General features: G+C 47.8%; 20 protein-coding genes. 12 read left to right on the forward strand and 8 right to left on the reverse strand.

Going from position 1 to position 18844, the window contains the following annotated elements; translation table 11 throughout:
- The first annotated feature begins 293 nt into the window (after positions 1-293).
- Entirely contained in the window at positions 294-1622 is a 1329-nt protein-coding gene (locus QUB64_RS25615; RefSeq protein WP_333276329.1) for a GH39 family glycosyl hydrolase, read from the forward strand.
- 272 nt (positions 1623-1894) lie between these two features.
- Here QUB64_RS25615 and QUB64_RS25620 read toward each other — a convergent pair whose 3' ends face one another.
- Both QUB64_RS25620 and QUB64_RS25625 read right to left on the reverse strand, forming a co-directional pair.
- Positions 1895-2194: a contact-dependent growth inhibition system immunity protein gene (locus tag QUB64_RS25620; protein ID WP_333276327.1), complete on the reverse strand. Its 300-nt coding sequence runs from the start codon at positions 2192-2194 to the stop codon at positions 1895-1897.
- Positions 2191-2730 carry an RNase A-like domain-containing protein gene (locus QUB64_RS25625; protein WP_333276325.1) on the reverse strand — a complete coding sequence of 180 codons (540 nt, stop codon included), beginning with the start codon at positions 2728-2730 and terminating at the stop codon, positions 2191-2193. The genes QUB64_RS25620 and QUB64_RS25625 overlap by 4 nt, the downstream gene beginning before the upstream one ends.
- A gap of 369 nt (positions 2731-3099) precedes the next feature.
- On the opposite strand from QUB64_RS25625, the gene rfbF reads away from it, so the two are divergent.
- The 5 genes from rfbF to QUB64_RS25650 all read left to right on the forward strand — a co-directional run bounded on the left by rfbF (position 3100) and on the right by QUB64_RS25650 (position 8022).
- Complete coding sequence (gene rfbF, locus QUB64_RS25630; RefSeq protein ID WP_333276323.1) at positions 3100-3876, forward strand: glucose-1-phosphate cytidylyltransferase; 777 nt, start codon at positions 3100-3102, stop codon at positions 3874-3876.
- A gap of 162 nt (positions 3877-4038) precedes the next feature.
- Positions 4039-5109 carry an acyl-CoA dehydrogenase family protein gene (locus tag QUB64_RS25635; RefSeq protein WP_333276321.1) on the forward strand — a complete coding sequence of 357 codons (1071 nt, stop codon included), beginning with the start codon at positions 4039-4041 and terminating at the stop codon, positions 5107-5109.
- Positions 5110-5352: 243 nt separating this feature from the next.
- Positions 5353-6084, forward strand: a complete 732-nt coding sequence (locus QUB64_RS25640) for a cyclase family protein (RefSeq protein WP_333276320.1) — start codon at positions 5353-5355, stop codon at positions 6082-6084.
- Between the two features lie 150 nt (positions 6085-6234).
- Complete coding sequence (locus QUB64_RS25645) at positions 6235-6981, forward strand: DUF1995 family protein (protein ID WP_333276318.1); 747 nt, start codon at positions 6235-6237, stop codon at positions 6979-6981.
- Positions 6982-7242: 261 nt separating this feature from the next.
- Positions 7243-8022, forward strand: a complete 780-nt coding sequence (locus QUB64_RS25650; protein ID WP_333276316.1) for a metallophosphoesterase family protein — start codon at positions 7243-7245, stop codon at positions 8020-8022.
- A gap of 161 nt (positions 8023-8183) precedes the next feature.
- Here QUB64_RS25650 and QUB64_RS25655 read toward each other — a convergent pair whose 3' ends face one another.
- Both QUB64_RS25655 and QUB64_RS25660 read right to left on the reverse strand, forming a co-directional pair.
- Positions 8184-9035 (reverse strand): M48 family metallopeptidase, encoded by an 852-nt coding sequence (locus QUB64_RS25655; RefSeq protein WP_333276314.1) that lies wholly within the window; start codon positions 9033-9035, stop codon positions 8184-8186.
- 257 nt (positions 9036-9292) lie between these two features.
- Positions 9293-9484, reverse strand: coding sequence for a hypothetical protein (locus tag QUB64_RS25660; RefSeq protein ID WP_333276312.1), 192 nt, complete (start codon positions 9482-9484; stop codon positions 9293-9295).
- Between QUB64_RS25660 and QUB64_RS25665 the strand changes: the two genes are divergently transcribed.
- Complete coding sequence (locus QUB64_RS25665; RefSeq protein WP_333276310.1) at positions 9464-9988, forward strand: DUF4330 domain-containing protein; 525 nt, start codon at positions 9464-9466, stop codon at positions 9986-9988. The two genes, QUB64_RS25660 and QUB64_RS25665, sit on opposite strands and share 21 nt — an antisense overlap.
- A gap of 501 nt (positions 9989-10489) precedes the next feature.
- On the opposite strand, the gene QUB64_RS25670 is transcribed toward QUB64_RS25665, so the two are convergent.
- Complete coding sequence (locus tag QUB64_RS25670) at positions 10490-11395, reverse strand: alpha/beta fold hydrolase (protein ID WP_333276306.1); 906 nt, start codon at positions 11393-11395, stop codon at positions 10490-10492.
- Between the two features lie 356 nt (positions 11396-11751).
- Positions 11752-11925, reverse strand: coding sequence for a hypothetical protein (locus QUB64_RS25675; protein ID WP_333276304.1), 174 nt, complete (start codon positions 11923-11925; stop codon positions 11752-11754).
- Between the two features lie 39 nt (positions 11926-11964).
- Between QUB64_RS25675 and QUB64_RS25680 the strand changes: the two genes are divergently transcribed.
- Complete coding sequence (locus QUB64_RS25680) at positions 11965-12543, forward strand: hypothetical protein (protein WP_333276302.1); 579 nt, start codon at positions 11965-11967, stop codon at positions 12541-12543.
- On the opposite strand, the gene QUB64_RS25685 is transcribed toward QUB64_RS25680, so the two are convergent.
- On the reverse strand, positions 12511-13431 hold the full coding sequence (locus QUB64_RS25685) for a hypothetical protein (protein ID WP_333276300.1): 921 nt from the start codon (positions 13429-13431) through the stop codon (positions 12511-12513). The genes QUB64_RS25680 and QUB64_RS25685 overlap by 33 nt on opposite strands.
- Positions 13432-13712: 281 nt before the next feature.
- Between QUB64_RS25685 and QUB64_RS25690 the strand changes: the two genes are divergently transcribed.
- From QUB64_RS25690 to QUB64_RS25700, 3 genes are all read left to right on the forward strand, one after another.
- A complete protein-coding gene (locus QUB64_RS25690) occupies positions 13713-13955 on the forward strand; it encodes a hypothetical protein (protein ID WP_333276298.1) in 243 nt (80 codons plus the stop codon).
- Between the two features lie 1000 nt (positions 13956-14955).
- On the forward strand, positions 14956-15867 hold the full coding sequence (locus QUB64_RS25695) for an MBL fold metallo-hydrolase (protein ID WP_333276296.1): 912 nt from the start codon (positions 14956-14958) through the stop codon (positions 15865-15867).
- Positions 15868-16106: 239 nt separating this feature from the next.
- On the forward strand, positions 16107-17306 hold the full coding sequence (locus tag QUB64_RS25700; RefSeq protein ID WP_333276294.1) for a bifunctional riboflavin kinase/FAD synthetase: 1200 nt from the start codon (positions 16107-16109) through the stop codon (positions 17304-17306).
- Positions 17307-17637: 331 nt separating this feature from the next.
- Here the strand turns inward: QUB64_RS25700 and QUB64_RS25705 are convergent, their stop codons facing one another.
- Positions 17638-17790, reverse strand: coding sequence for a hypothetical protein (locus QUB64_RS25705; RefSeq protein WP_333276293.1), 153 nt, complete (start codon positions 17788-17790; stop codon positions 17638-17640).
- Positions 17791-17828: 38 nt separating this feature from the next.
- Between QUB64_RS25705 and QUB64_RS25710 the strand changes: the two genes are divergently transcribed.
- The gene (locus QUB64_RS25710) at positions 17829-18737 is read left to right on the forward strand and encodes an AAA family ATPase (protein WP_333276291.1); all 909 of its coding nucleotides are present in this window, start codon (positions 17829-17831) and stop codon (positions 18735-18737) included.
- The last annotated feature ends 107 nt before the right edge of the window (positions 18738-18844 follow it).

Consider the following 18844-nt stretch of genomic DNA (forward strand, 5'->3'; position numbering starts at 1 on the left):
TATGAAAGAGCGCCCAAGTCCAACAACATACTTTTGTTTTTCTATTTCCCACCACATATAGCAGTTCTCAAAAAAGTAGCGCTCTTTAGATATATGAAAGAGCGCCCAAGTCCAACAACATACTTTTGTTTTTCTATTTCCCACCACATATAGCAGTTCTCAAAAAAGTGAGGATAGCCCTATGCCCTATGCCCCATGCCCTATGCCCTATGCCCTATGCCCCATGCCCCATGCCCCATGCCCCATGCCCGATGCCCTATAGTACCTCATCTTTCTGAGAAAGGCTATACAATATGCAATTCACCTTCAAGTTCAAACCTATTAATAAGCTGCTACCAATTTGCTTAGCTGTGGTAACTGTCCTGTTAATCGCCTATTTTGGGCAGCCAAATGCGATCGCCCAAATGCGATCGAACATCACAGTCGATTTTGGACAATCAGCCACTGGTGTCACATCCATGAGCGGCATCCTGCACGGCATCGACCCTAGCAAACCCCCCGATAGCTCGATCAAGCCCTTGCAGCCCAAGCTGTGGCGCGCGGGAAGACTCGATATTTACGATCGCGTCATCGCCAGCGGAGCCGAATTTCAACTATTAGTTAGCGACTTGTGGGGTTACGGTAGCAATCCCAAAGGCTGGCCCTATCAAAATTACCCCGCCTGGGAAGCGTTCATCCGACAATTAGCCCAGCAAAATAAAGGCAAAAAAATTATTTGGGATATCTGGAACGAACCAGATTTAGTAAATCCGTTTTGGAAGGGAAGCAGAGAACAATTCTTTGAAACTTACAAAAGAGCTTACAAAATATTGCGGGAAGAATTGGGGCCATCAGCAATGATTGGCGGGCCGAGTATCAGCACTTACAACAAAGAATATCTCGCGGCCTTTTTGGATTACTGCAAAGCGAACAAACTAGAAGTAAATTTCCTCGCTTGGCACGAGCTCAATGATACCATAATTTTATTTGTGGACGATCACGTATTCGATGCTAAACGCAATTTTCAACAAAGTGCCTTTTACAAGGAACTGAAAATGCAAAAGATTTACGTCAACGAAATTGTCGGAGAATTAGCGCAGTACCAGCCGGGGGAAATTTTAGGTTATTTGTATAATTTGGAGTATGCAAGAGCTGACGGTGCTTGCAGAGCTTGTTGGGATACAACAGTAGGTAAAAAAGTTAGCAATTGCTTCAATAATACCTTGACTGGGATGGTTACGCCGAATACTTTTGAGCCGAGGGCGGCTTGGTGGACTTATAAAGCTTATGCTGATGGAGTGAATTCGCGGGTGCTGAGCCGGTCAGATAGCGATCGCCTTGTAGCGTTAGCTAGCAAGTCAAATCCCGAAGGTAAAGCACAGGTACTTTTGGGTTATTTCGATCGGAATTATTCCTCAGCAACAACCGTTACCTTGAATCTTGTGAATTTGCAGCAGCTTGGGATTAAAAGCGGTCAAAAAGTTAGTCTCAAATTAGAGAAGATTCCTAACAATCTAGAAGGGGCTGTGCAAAAGCTGGTTACGGTTAAAGAAGAAAGTGTTTCGGTTGCTGGCAATGACTTGACTTATGTTGTTCCTAATTTCAATGTACATGAAGGTTATTTGTTGACGGTTAGGCCCTAGATCCCCCCTAGCCCCCCTTAAAAAGGGGGGGACAAGAGTCTTCTCAAAGTCAACCCCAACTCCCCTTTAACTGGTTCCCAGGCAAGCGCAACTACGTACCTTTTAACTGGTTCCCAGGCTCGGCCTGGGAACCCCTATCTAGAGGCTCTGCCTCGGTGCAGAAAATGGAGGCAGAGCCTCCCGATCTGCGTTTCTAGGCAGAGCCTAGTAACGAGTAGAAAGAGCGCTGAAGCGCAACTACGTACCTTTTAACGAGTAGAAATAGATAGATTTTAACTGTGATTAGTCAAAGATTGTTGCACCGACTGTAGCCATTCTCTGACGGTTTGATTGTCGGATTGTGGGTCATAGTAACAGCCTAATTCATCGAGGAGGAATGTTTCTAAGTCGGCTGGGGCGATCGGCATTTCTAGCAATCTGCTAAGTTCTTGAGATGTAGCTTCAATACTTTCGGGCGGTTCGCTACTCAGGTAGTTGTTCACTACTTCGCTGGGAGTGTCAGCTTCTAGCGGCCAGTCTTGGTGAAAGTAGGAGCTTAAAAATTGGGTTAAATGAGGAAATTGATCGATCATTGGGGATAAGCTGTGAGAATAAAGTATCCGGGAGATAAGTTGGTGCTGCGCTGGAGGACGATTTTCAGGCGAGATGCTGGAGTTGCTTTGGATGCGCGGCGGCGCAGACTAATGCCAATTGTTCTGTTGGCGTTGTAGTCGATTGTATAACGATTGCCTCCTTTTTTGACCCAGGAGTCGATCGCACTTTGATTTCTGTCCATTGCTTCCGCGATGGCTGTTTCGGCGACGGAACGGTCAGTAAAGGAAGATGCACCAGAAATTCTCTTGTCGTTTGCGAGTCGCTGTGCTAATTCTGCTTCTGTTTTACCAACGTGTTTCTCTAAAGTGTGTCCTCCTGCTGCTTCGTGAAAGTCTAATCCGCCGCCCGGTATGTTGGGAACCAAGGCTATGCTGGTTTGTGGTATAGTTGAGAGTTCCGGTGCTAAAACCGTGGCGCAAACACCAGGTATTCCCGATTGGCATAAAATAATTATTGAGGCGATCGCGCAGATTATACCTAAAAACTCTTTTAGGCGATCGAGTTGAGTTTTCATTGTGGTTTTTTATGTTCAGTATAGTTGTCTACTGTTTTTGTCTGTTTCCTACTTTAGCATAAGGTGAGTTAGGAATTGTGCGCAGCACTTAATAGTCCTGGACGCATCGGTGTCCAGAAACCGGGTTTTCAACCACAATACTTGGTTAAAACCCTCACTTTTGGTTAAAAAACCCGGTTTCTTTGTGTGCTGCGCAAGTCCTAATTTAAATACAGGGTTCTCCGTACTCACCCTAGGATAATTTAGAACAGTTCGTGATGTATGTGGTTTACAAAGCTTCACTCAATATGAGAGTTGGTTAATAATTCTTTGGAAAAATTACTGATAATTGATGATAGATTAATTGATGATATTTTGAAAATTGAAAAAATGCAAGTAGTGCTCCTGGCTGGCGGTCTTGGTACTCGTCTCAGAGAAGAAACAGAATTTCGCCCCAAACCTTTAGTTGATGTTGGCGGGCGCCCGATTATTTGGCACATCATGAAAACCTATGCCCACTACGGCTTCCAAAACTTCATTGTGTGCTTGGGCTATCGCGGCAACATGATTAAAGAATATTTCCTGAATTATGAAGCCATGAACAATGACTTTACGATCTGTCTGGGACGCAAAAATAGCATTACCTATCAGGAGGAACATCGCGAACAAGATTTTCATGTAACTCTGGCTGAAACTGGCGCGGCCAGCTTGACGGGAGGGCGGGTAAAACGGATCGAAAAATATATCGATAGCGAGAATTTCATGGTGACTTACGGCGACGGAGTTGCTGATGTCGATATTGAGAAATTGCTGGAGTTTCACAAGTCTCATGGTAAGCTAGCAACTGTTACTACATTTCGCCCGATTTCGCGCTTTGGAATTTTGGATGTAGACAGTGATGGTCAAGTACGAGAATTCACTGAAAAACCTCAAATAGATGGCTGGATTAGTGTGGGATATATCATATTCAATCGCCGGGTGTTTGAGTATTTGGGTGGAGATGACTGTGTTTTAGAACAGGAACCGATGCAGCGTTTGGCCGCAGAGGGACAGTTGATGGCTTACCGTCACGAGGGCTTCTTTTTTGCGATGGATACTTATCGGGAATATAAGTATTTAAATGAGCTTTGGGATGAAGGGAAGGCTCCTTGGAAAGTTTGGGAATAAGATAAAACGGCGGTTGAAACCGCGTCTACAAAAACAAAGTCTGCCGGACACTGAAGAACATAACGTAATTTTAATCGTCTTGTCTTCAACCCACGGAGGTGCGTGAGTGTTTGTATAGACGCGGTTTCAACCGCCGAGTGTTCTATAAAATCATTATAAAAAATGGATTTCCCAGAGATTCTTGACAGTGCAGAAAGTTACCTAAAAGAGTCCGTTGCGCCGAGGGCGGAAATTATCGACAGTGATTCGGAAGCGCTGAAAACAGCACTTTTGGGATTGGAAAATCGATCGCTCTTGGCGTTGCGCGTTCCCCAAAAATGGGGTGGCGCCGAGATTCCACCGGAGTTTTTTTACCAATATCAGGAGTTGACGGCGCGATATTCCGGGGCTTTGTGTTTCCTGCAAACTCAGCACCACAGCGCAACAGCGATGCTTGCTAGCAGCGACAATGAACTGCTCAAAGACAGATACTTGCGCGCGATCGCCCAAAAAGAGTTACGCTTGGGTATTGGGTTTTCGCATTTGAGGCGCTCGGGCAATCCGGCTGTCACCGCAACTCCCACAAAGGATGGGTATTTACTGTCGGGGAATATTCCTTGGATTACAGGTTTTGGCTTGTTTCAAAAATTTATTGTGGCTGCGGTACTTCCAGACAATCGTGCGGTTTTTGGTGTGCTACCTTTTGCCAATATTGACCGTGAATATGGTAAAATAGCTGTCAGCGAAATCATGCAGTTAATCGCCATGAATTCGACGAATACTGTGACAGCAACTCTGGATAATTGGTTATTGCACGAATCGGAAATAATTGCGGTTAAACCTGTCGGGTGGATTGCGGAAAATGACAGCAAAAATATCCTGAATTTTGTTCCGGCTACTTTTGGCTGTATTCGAGCGGGATTGGATGTAATTGCAGCGGCGGCGATAGTTAAAGATTCGCCTGTTATCGCGGTGGCTTGCACAAAATTGGAGCAGAAGCTCGATCGGCTAAAACAGCATTTCTCACAATCCCAACATAGCTCAAAAGCAGAACAATTAGCACTCCGAGCTGAAGCTATTGATTTGGCGGTGCGGTGCGGGCACGCGACGGTGGTGGTTTCCAGCGGTGCGGCTAACGGTACGCTGCACCCGGCTGGGAGAGTTTATCGTGAGGCTTTGGTGTATACTGTTTCCGGGCAAACCAAGGATGTGATGGCAGCGACGCTCGATCGCATTGTAGGGTGCGTCAGCTAGAAGGATTTTCGATTTAATCGATCGACTAATGGCTGACGCACCCTACCATTGAAATCATGCTCGCATTGTAGGGTGCGTCAGCTAGAAGGATTTTCGATTTGAGCGATCGGCTAATGGCTGACGCACCCTACATTAAAATAATCCTCGGATTGTAGGGTGCGTCAGCTAGAAGGATTTTCGATTTAATCGATCGGCTAATGGCTGACGCACCCTACCATTAAAATAACCAGAGTTTTTGTGCCGATGACAAACAACTTTAACTCAAACAATTTAAAAACGATCGCCTACCGCGACATTATAGACTTAACCCATGCAATTCATCCAAACATTCCCATCTGGCCGGGAGATCCGCAGACAGAATTTGAAACTGTATCTGAAATAGAAAAAAACGGCTATTTCCTGCGAAAATTCTCAATGGGAGAACACAGCGGCACTCACATCAACGCACCCAACAGCTTTGATCCAGCAGGCGCGAGCGTTGACTCTTATGCGCCGCAGTCGCTAGTTTCGCCAGCAATTGCGATCGACATTCGCGAGCAAAGTCTTGCCAATCCCGACTACACTTTAACAATTGATGATATATTGCATTGGGAACGGCAGCACAAATTTATAGCACCGGGAAATCTAGTTTTATTGTATACTGGCTGGCAAGCGAAATGGGATGACAAGCGAGAATTTTTTAATCGTGACCAGGGCGGAATTTGCCACTTTCCCGGATTTGGCAAAGCCGCAACTCAATTTTTGCTAGAAGAGCGCTCAATCGCCGGAATTGGTACGGACACTCACGGTGTCGATCCGGGAGAAGATGAAAGTTTTGCAGTTAACAAACTGGTGTTGCAAAAGCAGCGAATTGTGCTGGAAAATCTGGCAAATCTTGACTTGTTACCTGCGGCTGACTTTATTTTGGCGATCGGCATATTGCGCCTTTTGGGAGGTTCCGGCTCGCCCGTGTCCGTGTTAGCTTTTGTAGCTTAAGCTGTTGCATATTTAAATTGCATATTCTGGGCGGCGTCGGAGCAACGCCCCACTCATAGTTGGATTATTTATTGACATACAATTTCAATGCTGATTAGCTTGATGCGGTAAGATTGGATTGAGAGAAGTCGAGTACAAATAATAAGATTAATGACAGAACTGCCAAACGATCTCAATGATGCGATCGCCCAATCCCGCATTGCAACCGCCGCCGCCCTCTCGGATGGCAAAAATCTCCTGCAAGTCGAATTAGTATTTCCCGAAATCGCCCTGCAAGCACAGTCTATCACTCAACAATTCCTCCCAGAATTTGAGCAGAGCCACTCCGGGGTGAAAGTCTTTTTTCCCGATGCTGGTGCAGCCGCCCTCGCCCGCCGCGACTGGGGAGAAACACCTTTTAAAATAAGTGATTTGGGCAGCAGCCGCACTCCTGTTGAAGATAACATAGCACCGGAAGATGAACTGTTTTTGGTGGTGAATCCGGCGGCGGTAGAGGTGGCGCAAGTCGAAAAACTTTACATAGCTGCGGCCGATCGCCCTGTAATCCTGCTCAACCCGCGCCTCGAAGATGTTGCTACTATCGGTATAGGCTATGCAGGCCGTCAATTGCGCGATCGATTCCTCAACAAAATCGAATCCTGCTACTACATCAGACCCCTAGACAGTGCCGCGCTATTCCGCTGCTACCCGCAACCGTGGCAAGTCTGGCTAGAAACCAATGACGAATACGAACTAATTTCGGAAACTGCCCAAAAACCCGTCGGAGACGATTTAGAGCGGATTTTAGCCAAAGCTATGGGAACCGCCGATCCCGACTCCACCGCACCTGCAAAACCGCTAAAAAAGAAAGGTTTTTTGGCAGATCTCCAGACTTTCCTCAAGGCTTTGACTCAGTGACATCAGTATTTTCGGGTGCGTCAGCAGCGCGTGATTTTCGGCTGAATCGATCGACCAATGGCTGACGCACCCTACAGGGTGAAATAACTGACGCACGCTACAGCCTACGCAAACGGATACTCGTGAGCTTTACCAAATCTTGATATACAGCAGTATAATGGGTGACACCCCTCCTCCGCAAAAGAGCGGAGGAAATAGCAGCAAAATCAGATGCTATAAGCTAGTAATTAAGGTTTTGAGTCAGGGAAGCGGATAAACACAGTGGAGTACCGGCGCATTGTTATTGGGGACGTACACGGGCATTACGATGGTTTAATGCTCTTGCTAGAGGCACTTGCCCCGAGCTCGAAGGATCGCGTCTATTTTTTGGGAGATTTAATCGATCGCGGGCCGAAAAGCGCTCAGGTATTAGATTTTGTGCAGCAAAGCTCCTACCAAACTCTGCTAGGCAACCACGAACAACTGATGCTCGATGCTTTGTCGGGGCCCTCGGTAGATATGCGGGCGTGGCAATCTTGGCTGTACAGCGGTGGCGATGCGACAGTAGCGAGCTACAAAGATACAGAGATGATGCCATACAAGCACTTAGAGTGGCTGCGATCGCTCCCTACCTACTTAGACTTAGGCGATATCTGGCTGGTGCACGCGGGCGTGCATCCGACAATGCCAATTAATGAACAGTCGAGCGAACAACTGTGCTGGATTCGCAAGGAATTTCACACGATACCGAAACCGTATTTTCCCGATAAATTAATTATTACCGGTCACACGATCACCTTTACCTTTGAGGGCGTCAGGCCAGGGGAATTAGTCAGGGGCCAAGGGTGGTTGGATATTGACACGGGTGCTTATCATCCGAAAAGCGGCTGGCTGACTGGATTTGACCTCAGCTACCGCAGAGTTTATCAAGTAAATGTATTTAACAATCAAGTCCGAATTTTGCCGTTTGACGAAGTTGTCCGACAATTGAAGCCGCAGATTCCACTCCCGAAAGCTCAGTCGAAAGCTCAGTTGAGCTCTGTTGTTCAACAGGAGGCTTAAATTAAGTTGTAGGGTGCGTCAGTTGAAGTCCGATCGCCCTTAATCGAAACTCACCCGCTGCTGACGCACTCTACGAACTAGATTTATTTTTTAACGAACCGCGAAGACGCTTAAGGGCGCGAAGTAAGAAAAGAGAAGAGAAGAGCGACTAACCGTCTGATCTACGATCGCAGCAGCCGACGCATTTCCAGCTTATAATCCTCATTATTCAAGCCTTCACCGCTGGCGAGATCCGGATCGATCGCTTGCTCCATAGCAGCAATCCGATCGCTAGTAGCTGGGTGAGTGCTCAAAATACTCGGCACAGAAGCCTGATTCAGCAACTTTTTCATAAAATCTACCATCCCAGATTGAGCGTAGCCCGATCGCCCCATAGTTTGCAATCCCAACTGATCCGCCTCATACTCAGCTTGGCGGCTGTGGGGGCGGCGCAAAGCCAATTCCACTCCAATCTGCACCGCCTTAGAACCATCGAGCCCAGCCGCTGAAGCTACACCAGAGGCGATCGCCATTTGACGCATTTGTTTGAGCGCGTGGCGAGCACTAATATGCCCGATTTCATGCGCGATCGCACTGGCTAATTCGGCCTCATTATCCGCCGCCGCCATCAAACCTTTATTCACATAAACAAAACCGCCCATCGTCGCAAAAGCATTAATATTGTTGTCGTCAATCACTTGAAAAGTATAAGGAATATTCGGGCGAGTGCTTTGCTCTGCCAGCCGCTGACCTATGCGGTTGATATATACTGTAGTGGCTCGATCGCGATCGATCTTAAACTCCCTACCCGCTAACTGCTGATTGATTTGTCGGCCCACAGTCACTTCTTGGCGATCGGACATATTCGACAATTGAATAACTTGAATGCCCCTAAAAATCAGTTCGGGCAAAGAAAATGCTTGAGTCGGTTCTGGGGAAATCACCACAATACCCGCAGCCACAATCGCCGACAGAAATAGATAAATCCCCCGACCACAAGTATGCCGACAAGTCAACCAAAAACTTTTTAACATGATTGATACCTCCTAAAAGAAGGAAGAATGAAGAAGGAAGAAGGAGATAAGACGGCGGTTGAAACCGCATCTACAAAAACAAAGTCCCTCTCTAAGAGACTGAAGAAAATAATGTAATTTCAACCGTCCGTTCTTCAACCTGTACTCCTCAGGTTTTGTTTGTATAGACGCGGTTTCAACCGCCCGGTCTTCTTTTTTTTTAGGAAAAGCTCAAAAAGTCACTAAACCGGCAGACGAAATAGAACGCTGCTTAGTTGCTATTTTAACTTGTTGCCAAATTTTAACCACTCTCCCCATCTCCCACTCTCCCCATCTTCCCCTCTCCCCATCTCCCGACTCTCCAAGTCCTGCGGATTTAGGGCGATCGTTGTGGTAATATCTTTTGGCTTGTACAGATACTCCTGTCGCTGTCCGTTTATTGGCGATTTATGAAAATTTTGGATTCTCATGGCCGACTGTTCGGCAAACTCAGCATCCTAGACGTAGGTGCCGCGATGATTGTGCTGCTGGTTGCAGTCGGCATCTTCTTCTTTCCCGGTACATCTGGCGGTTCCGTCGCCCAAGTCGGCGCTAGTGTCAAACCTGTAGAGATCGATGCAATTGCGATCGGACTCAAAGGCAAAAACGTTCAAGAATTGTTCAAGCCCGGGGATAAAATCAATGTGATTATCCGCAATCAACCCTCCGGTCAGATTACGATCAAAGGTGTCAAAACCCTAACCAGAACCCTAGCAGTTCCCCAGCCCAACGGCACTCTCAAAGCTCTCCCCGATCCCAGAGAAGAAGAATCCTTCAGCAGAAACATGATGTTTACCCTAGAGGGAAAAGGTCAACTGACTGAAAACGGCCCCGTTTTAGGGAATACCAAAGTCAAAATTGGCACTACGCTAGAACTTGAAGGCAAAAAATACATTTTTAACGCTAGCGTCATCGACGTGCGAGTCAAAGAATAGTCAGTTAACAGTTGACCGCTTGACAGTTGACAGTTGTCAGTTTTCATTGGGAATTGGTGTCGAATTCAGACTCAAATCCATGATAAATCTCGCTTCTAGCAGAGTCTAGATCCCCCCTAGCACCCCGATCGAAAGGGGGGGACAAGAGTATTTTCTTGCGTCAACCCCTACTCCCCTCCCACCAGGGGGATGCGAGGGGGATCTAGACTTAGATATAAACGAGAGATACAGAGGTCTTTAGGATTAAGTTGACATCTATGGGGAATAGGGAATTAATCTTCCTTCTTCCCTCGAACCTGGAACCTCTATCCGTGACATCCGTTAAATCCCGTAGACTTCTCGTTGCCGAACTTCTATCCGTGACATCCGTTAAATCCGTTAAAAAATCCGTTGCCGAACCTCTATCCGTGACATCCGTTAAATCCGTTAAAAAATCCGTTGCCGAACTTCTATCCGTGACATCCGTTAAATCCCGCACATTGCAAGGGGGGCCGAACTTCTTCACCCTTGGGAAAGCAACCTTAAATACTGCCGAATTAAGCCAATAGTCACAGCCGGAACTTCTAACTGCGGAGTCAAACCTACATTTTCCAGAGATTGAAAAACTTTGATTGCTTGCGGGTTGAGATTAGCCAACCGCTGGCCAATCTCCGGGCTGGTAAACTGAGATTTTTCTCCCCAAATAATTGCTGTCGGTGTTGTTAGCTGAGTGATGTACAGCGACAAATCAAAGCACAAATCTCCCCGCACAAAAGACAGGGCGGCATATTCTGCATTTGGTTCCAAGGCCGATTCCAGATAAGCATCGACAATTTCTTGGTAAACGCGACGGGAATCGGCAAATTGGCGCTCTTCTAGGAAGCTGCGAATGCCACCGTCGGTGGCGATGCCGGTACTGTAGAGCAAGCGGTCTAAAATCGGCGTGTTGACTAGCTTAGCAAAGAAACTGCTGCCGTAATCCTGTCCGAAGTCCGATAAACCGCTGGGAATCGTCAAAATAAGCGATTTGAACAGATCGGGGCGGGCGATCGCGATTCGAGCTGCGATCGCCCCCGTCAGCGAAGAAGCAATCACATCCGTCGGACTGCCGCAAGTTTTTTCGATAAATTCAATCAAAGTTGTGATATAATCCTCAACCTGATAATTTTTCGCCGGATGTTCCGATCGCCCCCAACCGATTAAATCTGGTGCTAAAGTTCGATATTCCGCAGCAAAAGCCGGATAAACTTTCGACCATTCGTAGGCACTCGACCCGCCCCCAAAGCCGTGAAAAAATACCAAATTTGGTTGATTTTCCGAAGTTGAGGTCGGCAAGCCGATCCTTGGCTTTTTTTCAGCAGTGTAGTATACCATTCTGCCGAGAGAAGTAACTATCGATCGCTGACCGAAGCCGAGGGGAATAAGCATAAATAAGCCTCAATCGCTGTGAGATTTTAGATTTTCGTGCGCCGCCTCGTCTTTGTTTAAAAAAGTTGCAAAGCTAACGGCGTTTTTGTAAAGATTCAGTATTGATTTCAATCTATTTTAGTACAAGTGAAGCCTGAAAGTACAGACAGCCACTAAGTTTTGCGATTTGGGGAGAAGGGCTGTGCAGTTATCCTCACCCTTGCTTGCCTATCCCCGATCGGAGATAATAACAAAATGATGGGTAAGACCCCTCAACACAACAAAGTCTGTTCGCCGACTCCGAAAGCAGGCGCAAGGAAACCAGGAGTATTAGAGATCGCTTTCAGGCAGACGGGAGGTTGACAGCCGTGAGCCAATCACGAATTAATCACCATATTTTGCGGAGCAGTGGCTTTTGAGGTCGAAGGTTTTTGTTTGAGGGCGGGCGATCGGTTTTCGATGCCTCTGATTGAAGGTTTGGCAATTTCCGCCCGCCTCGCCGTTATCAATTCCAAAACACCAGAAACAACTAATATCAGGGAGGGATACAAACAATGCAACTGCTTAGGAAACGGGATCGCGAGGGTTTTATGGTTGATGCAAAAAGTCTTCTATCTGACGGGTTTGCAGAATTTGATACTGCCTGTCGAAGGATGGATTTAAACGGCAAACAGTCTTTTGTCGCTACTCCAGAACGATCGGGCTCCGGGTTAGAGGTGCGATCGCGCGCTACCGCACCGGCGATCGTCCGCCTAGCTTTAGAAGACTTGAAATGCTTTGAAGTAGTAGAACACCAGTTTGCACATTGGGGGGTGACTTTTAGCAATGCCGTCGCCATCCAACCTTCAAACCCAGCATTTTTCACGGGTTCTGGGCGAACAGTGTTAATGGGAGCCCCAAAAAGCGGACTGATAGAAGTAACTTTTAAGTATCCAGTTCGCAGCGTGTCAGGACTTGTCACCAGTTCTCGGCGAACGGTTTTATCTGCTTGCGACATCGACGGGAACCTGATTGTTCAGGATGAAATGCCGGCGCCGAATCTGGCAGGGTCTAATTCTCCGATCGCCCCTAGCGCTCCCCTGCGCGTCAAAGCCCCGAAGATTCATCGAATTACTTTTTATGCTTTTGATGGTCAGCTAATAGTCGATGATTTTATTTTTGGGTTCTAAAGCAATGCCATAAGTATCCTCCCAAGTCTGCAAACCTTCGAGAAGCGCATTGCGGACTAAAGCTTCGGGTTCTCGACTCAGCATCAGGCGAAAGCACTCGGCAGCGCGGGAACGGGTGCTCGAACTTTTGACGGAACTCACAGGGTCAAACCCACCGTTATTCACCAAATCGGTCATTTGCCGCACTGCAATCAAACGCTTCACGGGGTCAGCATCGGTCAAATCTGCCAGGATGCGATCGAGCGCCGCTTCATCTTTTGAGGCTCCCAGACTCAGCGCTTGGCGCAGCAACAGCCCTGCAATCGCGATCGTGCCAAAATTCTGCAAAATCAGGCTCAAGGCCATCCAGTGGCTCTCGGAGTCCGCCCAAATCGCCCAACTCATGTAAGCGCCCAAGGTAGCAATCGGGCCGGCGCCCACCGCTAAAACAAACCGGCGGTTCGGGCCCTCCCAAAATTGCTCGGCTTTCGATCGCAGCAATTGCCAGTCCCCCAACTGCCCTCGGTAAACCAGCATCATCGCTGCGATCCCCAGCCCTGTAGAAAACAATAACTGACTGTTCCACAATCCCCAAACTGCTGTCAGGGTGAAAGCCGCCAGCCAACCTTTCGATCGACTCAAACGCCCTAACAGCCACTTGAGCGAGGCGGTAGGAACCACAGGCGATCCCACCCGCTCGGTCTTGCCATCAACCGAACGGCGCCTTTTTTCGGCTGTCCCAGGGCTTGGATGCGGGCGATCGTCCCGACTAAATTCTCTCAAAGCTCCGGCATCAGTCATTTCTAAGGACAGGTCGAGGGATGGTAGCTGACCGAGTTGCAAAGTGCGATCGGACACTTTCACTGGCGATCGATTCAGTTTGGTTGGAGTTTTTTTAACTTGATTCATACTGACTTTTTGGAGAAATAACTTAAATTTATCCAGGCGTTTTTAGCACTGATTTAGATTCTGAGCAAACCAGAGTCTTAGACTCTATGATACCTGAAATTTCAACCCGTGGCGAGTACCGTAACTGGGCCTAATTCCGAGAAATCATTACCAGAAATAGAGCTATTGAAGATTGTTGAGCAAAGCACGACTGGTAGCGCGCGAATATTTCTGAATCACTCTTGAGACAGAAGCTGGATCTGAGTTGCCATGACTGCAACAACCCGAAAAATTTAAAATTTATGAAATTTGGGGGATTTGCCGTGCCCGAATTCGTCCGCCGAGAAATGCGCGACGAAAATTTAGCCTTTGGCCCGCAGCCCTGCAAGCTTGCGGCCCCGGGTGTCATACCATTGGAAATTTTCGCATTGAAGATTAAAAAATGGGGAATGAGTGATGACTATGATGGTTTGGAGTTGGCCTACCGTTGCATTATTTTTGGAAACAGGTGTCAGATCGGCCGGGGTTCACAGCTTGACCGCTAGCTTGACGGACAGCAGCCTCCTGACCGAGGCCTGAATCCAGAGAGTATTGTTTGATAATTAATAGCAAAAGCATTCCTCAATTGCTAAGATTTTTGAACAAAATGTCGATCGCACTCCCGAACTAGAACAAGAGTTGAGTAGGGGACTGCGTTACCAACAAACAGATGCGTTGGCATCGGCTATAATTTTTTCAGGTAGGCCATTAAGTTGGCACGACCGGATCGCATCCCTCGGTACGACCTTGATTGAGTACGACCGCACAGGATTTCCTTGTTTCTAGGGTGCGATCGGGCAAAAGTTCCAGTCACTCGGAAGCGGACGGCAATAGTTCCCAGGACGGCGGCATCGCCAGATCGCAGAATCCTCGGGAAAGAAGCTTTGCTTGAGATGGGGTGTGTTGGATTAATGGGAGTTCAGTTAATTAAACCGGCTTCTCGTTAACAGCAGTTCCTGATTCTCTGGGCAGGGGTTCGATGGCCCGAGCATCTCAAGTCCGGTAGAATTAACCGTAATTATGGTAGGGGATATTTTACGCCCGATCGGCAAGATCGGCCAGATATCGGCGTAAACCCGCCCAGACACCTGGATATTATGGTCGATCGACCGGACTAGATAGCAGGACAGCCATCCCGAAGGTTCAAACCCGTAAAGCAGCAGCGCCAACAACCGCGCTGGCGCGTTTGGGAAGTGCAGAGGCTGAAAAAACAGCGGCTGCAAGACCAGAATCAAGCAGAACTTCTGCCCCAAAGTGTGTCTGCGGAGGTTACGCTAGTGAACAGAGAAAAAGAATAGTGACGATCGAGACTCGATCGGTCTACCTTGTAATTTCTTGCTCAGTTGTCAAGCCCAACAGTTTTGCATTCTCAGGCAAGCGAGACTCTTGGCACTTCCCACAAGTGGGGAACTCGACCGTCAAAAAGCTTGGGTTTGATGGTAAATCCCTGACTAATATGTCAACACCTTACCGATGGCTCGCCGGAACAATCTTGCAGGAAAACCCATGTCTAGTATGCAAAACCAATTTACGGTTCACTTCTGGGGCGTTAGAGGTAGCATAGCGTCTCCCGGAGCTGAAACAGTACGTTACGGGGGCAACACGCCCTGTATAGAAATGCGAGTGGGTGAGGGCCGCCTAATTTTCGATGGCGGTACTGGATTGCGGGTTTTGGGACAAACTCTCCTGTCGCAGATGCCCGTAGAAGCTCATATGTTTTTTACTCACACTCACTGGGATCACATTCAAGGATTCCCATTTTTTGTCCCAGCTTTTATTAAGGGCAATTGTTTTCACATCTATGGGGCTGTTGCTCCTACTCCTAATCAAGCTACTATCCAGCAGCGGCTGAACGACCAGATGCTCCACCCTAATTTTCCGGTGCCCCTGCAAATTATGGGGGCCGACCTGAAATTTAACGATATAGAGGTGGGCGAACCGCTGGAAATCGGAGATATTAAGGTGGAAACAGCTTTGTTGAACCATCCCGGGGAAGCTATAGGCTACCGCGTCAACTGGCGGGGTTATGCGGCTGCTTACGTGACTGATACCGAACATTTTCCCGATCGTTTGGACGAAAATGTGCTGTATTTGGCTCGGGATGCTGATGTGCTAATCTACGATGCTACTTATACCGATGAGGAGTATTATGCGGAGAAGACCAGCAAGGTCGGCTGGGGACATTCAACTTGGCAGGAAGCGGTGAAGGTGGCTCATGCTGCTAATGTCAAAAAATTGGTGATTTTTCACCACGATCCGCTGCACAATGACGAGTTTTTAGACAGGGTGGGAGAGCAAGTCGCTCAAAGGTTCCCGAACAGTTTGATGGCGCGGGAAGGTTTGTCGTTACAGTTGGTGCCTCCTCATAACAACGATTTGTCTGAAGCGTCGGTGCAAGCCCCTAAAGTCCCTGTGTGAGGGATTTGAGATTGCCAGATGGTTCTGAAATCTTGAGGTCTGAAATCTCAAATTCAAGCTACGGCTGACCTCACTCAAAGACGGATACAAGCCCCGGCGCCAGGAGTGGAAAACAAAAAAGTTTAGAAAGAAGAGAGAGCTCCCAGATCGCTCTGTGGAGTAAAATCTCAAATCTCAAATCGAAAAATGGAAAATCGACTGGCGATCGCAATCTGGCTAAGTGTGTCAAAATCTTAAGCGTGTGGGTAACTTCTTCTTGTACCGCTGCTCTGACTCCAACTTCCGTTGCCTTGGGAAACTTTGATGGTTTGCACCTAGGGCACCGACAAGTCGTGCAGCCAATTTTAAATCGATCGCCTGGGTCAAATTCGGTGACAGTTTCTGCGTCCCCTGGCACAGCTCAAAATTTGGAAAGCGAACATCCGGCAAGCTGGGACAACGACTCAGCAACACAGCCCGATCAAGCCCGCAGCGGCTTTAATTTCGATGGTTCGATCGCACAGACAAGGGCCGAGGGCAACAGCCTCTCGGGTCGTGATTCTGCTGGAGTCGATCGGCTTTACGGCACTGTGGTGACATTCGATCCCCACCCGCAAGAATTTTTTACAGGTCAACCCAAAAAACTGCTGACACCTCTGGCAGAAAAGGTAGAATTGCTCGCAGCAATGGGCGTCGAGCAACTTGTCCTGCTACCGTTCGATCGAGAATTGGCTGCTTTGACTGCTGCTGAGTTTGTCGAAGAAATTCTGGTGCGGCAACTGCAAGCGAGTCGCATTAGTGTGGGGGTAGATTTTAGGTTCGGACGCGGACGCGCTGGGACGGCTGTGGATTTGCAGTCGATCGCCTCGGGTTACGGTATTGATGTTGCTCTTGTACCCCTGCACAATTGCACTGAAGGCGATCGGATCAGCAGTTCCGCGATCCGCGAAGGTCTGGCATCCGGCGACCTCACAAGAGCGAATAAGTTGCTGGGGCGGCCTTACAGTTTAGTCGGGACTGTGGTTGGGGGACAGCGGCTGGGTAGGACGATCGGATTTCCGACTGCTAATATCGAACTGCCGCCAGAAAAATTTTTGCCATGTTTTGGCGTGTACGCGGTGCGAGTCTCGGTGAAGGATGGAACCGGAATCATCAAAAAAGATGAAAGTTCTTCCTATAAGTGGGAAAATCCTAAATCTCTAATTCGCGATCGATCGTCAAATGTATCGTTTATAAATGGAGTGATGAATGTTGGCCGCCGCCCGACAGTAAACGGCCTGCAACTAACTGTAGAAGTTCACCTGTTAGATTGGTCTGGGGATTTGTACGGTAAAACCTTGAGCGCAAGTTTGATAGAATTTTTGCGACCCGAACAAAAATTCGCTTCTCTGGATGCTCTCAAAAATCAAATTCAGGAAGATTGTGATGTTGCTAGAAAGGTGTTAGCTGCTAATGGTTAATATATCTCTTGCTAAAGTGTTGTTAGTCAAATTTTCGGACGGGCTAGAAGCCCATCCCACAATGATTTTTCTTGTGGGATGGGCTTCTAGCCCGTCCGAATTATCAATTCATTGTGTAGAGTTTTGCTTTGGCGATGGAAATCGCTACTACACAAATGAAGTCCGCGCAGGCTGAATGAGAATAAAAGAACAAGCAATTAACAACTAGCAATTAGCAAAGTAAATCAACGTAATTAATGTAAAAAGTGGAACGCTAAAAAGCTTAGTATGTATTTCTTCTTCCTTCTTGCTAATGACTAATGATTAATGACGACCCTTCGACTTGCTTCGGCTACGCGGTTATCGAGCGAAGTCGAGATACAGCACGAGTCGCTAGGAGGTAAAATGACCAATGACCAATGACCAGCCTTCGGCTTCGCTCTTCGGCTAAAATGACCAATGACTGATGACCTGTTTGCCCGATGCCCGATGCCCCATGCCCCATGCCCAATGCCCAATGACTTCTACTTAAAAATCAGGGATATGAGAGAACATATTGAGCGGCTAAAACAAAATCTAGGTAAGACGATTGTCGGCAAAGCGGATGCTATTCGCTTGGTGTTGGTAGCCGTACTTTCGGGGGGGCACGCGCTGCTGGAAGACGTGCCTGGTGTGGGAAAAACGCTGCTGGCGAAGTCTTTGGCGCGATCGATCGATGGGAAGTTTCAGCGGATTCAGTGTACTCCCGATTTGTTACCAACCGATATCACCGGTACTAATATTTGGAATCCTAGTAGCGGGAACTTTGAGTTTTTGCCCGGCCCAGTTTTTGCTAATGTGTTGCTGGCCGATGAAATCAATCGGGCGACGCCGCGAACTCAGTCTGCATTGCTGGAAGTGATGGAAGAAAAGCAGGTGACGGTAGATGGAGTTTCTCGGAATGTTCCGGCGCCGTTTTTTGTGATTGCGACTCAAAACCCGATCGAATATCAAGGCACTTTTCCGCTACCGGAAGCGCAGATGGATCGGTTTACCTTGTCTTTGACGTTGGGCTATCCCGCTGCGTCGGAAGAGTTGCAAATGTTGGAACGGCTGTCTGATACTTTTGCTGTTGAGGATTTGCAGCCTTGTATTTCTTTGGAAGAAGTGCAGGAATTGCGCCGTTTGTGCGCTGCTGTGAAGGTGGAAGCGTCTTTGAAGCAGTATATTGTGGATTTGGTGCGATCGACTCGCGAGGATGAAGAGATTACCCTCGGGGTGAGTCCCCGCGGTGCAGTAGCTTTGCACCGGGCGTCTCAGGCGTTGGCGTTTATTTCAGGGCGGGATTTTGCTACCCCGGATGATGTGAAGGATTTGGCGCCGCACGTACTTTCTCATCGGTTGATTCCGGCGGGGGGAAGGAGGGCGAAGACGATTGTTGATAAGTTGTTGAAATCTGTTCCAATTCCTTAAAAAGTTCGTAGTAAGGACTTCAGTCCTCAGGTTCGTAGTAAGGACTTCAGTCCTCAGGTTCGTAGTAAGGACTTCAGTCCTCAGGTTCGTAGTAAGGACTTCAGTCC

Source organism: Microcoleus sp. Aus8_D2 (assembly GCF_036702665.1).
Lineage (GTDB): Bacteria > Cyanobacteriota > Cyanobacteriia > Cyanobacteriales > Microcoleaceae > Microcoleus.

Coding starts and splice junctions, on each gene's coding strand:
- QUB64_RS25680 (WP_333276302.1), top strand. CDS start 11,965: ATGGTTGATGCAAAAAGTCTTCTATCTGACGGGTTTGCAGAATTTGAT.
- QUB64_RS25665 (WP_333276310.1), top strand. CDS start 9,464: ATGAAAATTTTGGATTCTCATGGCCGACTGTTCGGCAAACTCAGCATC.
- QUB64_RS25625 (WP_333276325.1), bottom strand. CDS start 2,730: ATGAAAACTCAACTCGATCGCCTAAAAGAGTTTTTAGGTATAATCTGC.
- QUB64_RS25640 (WP_333276320.1), top strand. CDS start 5,353: ATGACAAACAACTTTAACTCAAACAATTTAAAAACGATCGCCTACCGC.
- QUB64_RS25635 (WP_333276321.1), top strand. CDS start 4,039: ATGGATTTCCCAGAGATTCTTGACAGTGCAGAAAGTTACCTAAAAGAG.
- rfbF (WP_333276323.1), top strand. CDS start 3,100: ATGCAAGTAGTGCTCCTGGCTGGCGGTCTTGGTACTCGTCTCAGAGAA.
- QUB64_RS25670 (WP_333276306.1), bottom strand. CDS start 11,395: ATGCTTATTCCCCTCGGCTTCGGTCAGCGATCGATAGTTACTTCTCTC.
- QUB64_RS25710 (WP_333276291.1), top strand. CDS start 17,829: ATGAGAGAACATATTGAGCGGCTAAAACAAAATCTAGGTAAGACGATT.
- QUB64_RS25645 (WP_333276318.1), top strand. CDS start 6,235: ATGACAGAACTGCCAAACGATCTCAATGATGCGATCGCCCAATCCCGC.
- QUB64_RS25655 (WP_333276314.1), bottom strand. CDS start 9,035: ATGTTAAAAAGTTTTTGGTTGACTTGTCGGCATACTTGTGGTCGGGGG.
- QUB64_RS25615 (WP_333276329.1), top strand. CDS start 294: ATGCAATTCACCTTCAAGTTCAAACCTATTAATAAGCTGCTACCAATT.
- QUB64_RS25690 (WP_333276298.1), top strand. CDS start 13,713: ATGAAATTTGGGGGATTTGCCGTGCCCGAATTCGTCCGCCGAGAAATG.
- QUB64_RS25695 (WP_333276296.1), top strand. CDS start 14,956: ATGTCTAGTATGCAAAACCAATTTACGGTTCACTTCTGGGGCGTTAGA.
- QUB64_RS25660 (WP_333276312.1), bottom strand. CDS start 9,484: ATGAGAATCCAAAATTTTCATAAATCGCCAATAAACGGACAGCGACAG.
- QUB64_RS25620 (WP_333276327.1), bottom strand. CDS start 2,194: ATGATCGATCAATTTCCTCATTTAACCCAATTTTTAAGCTCCTACTTT.
- QUB64_RS25685 (WP_333276300.1), bottom strand. CDS start 13,431: ATGAATCAAGTTAAAAAAACTCCAACCAAACTGAATCGATCGCCAGTG.
- QUB64_RS25705 (WP_333276293.1), bottom strand. CDS start 17,790: ATGGGGCATGGGGCATCGGGCATCGGGCAAACAGGTCATCAGTCATTG.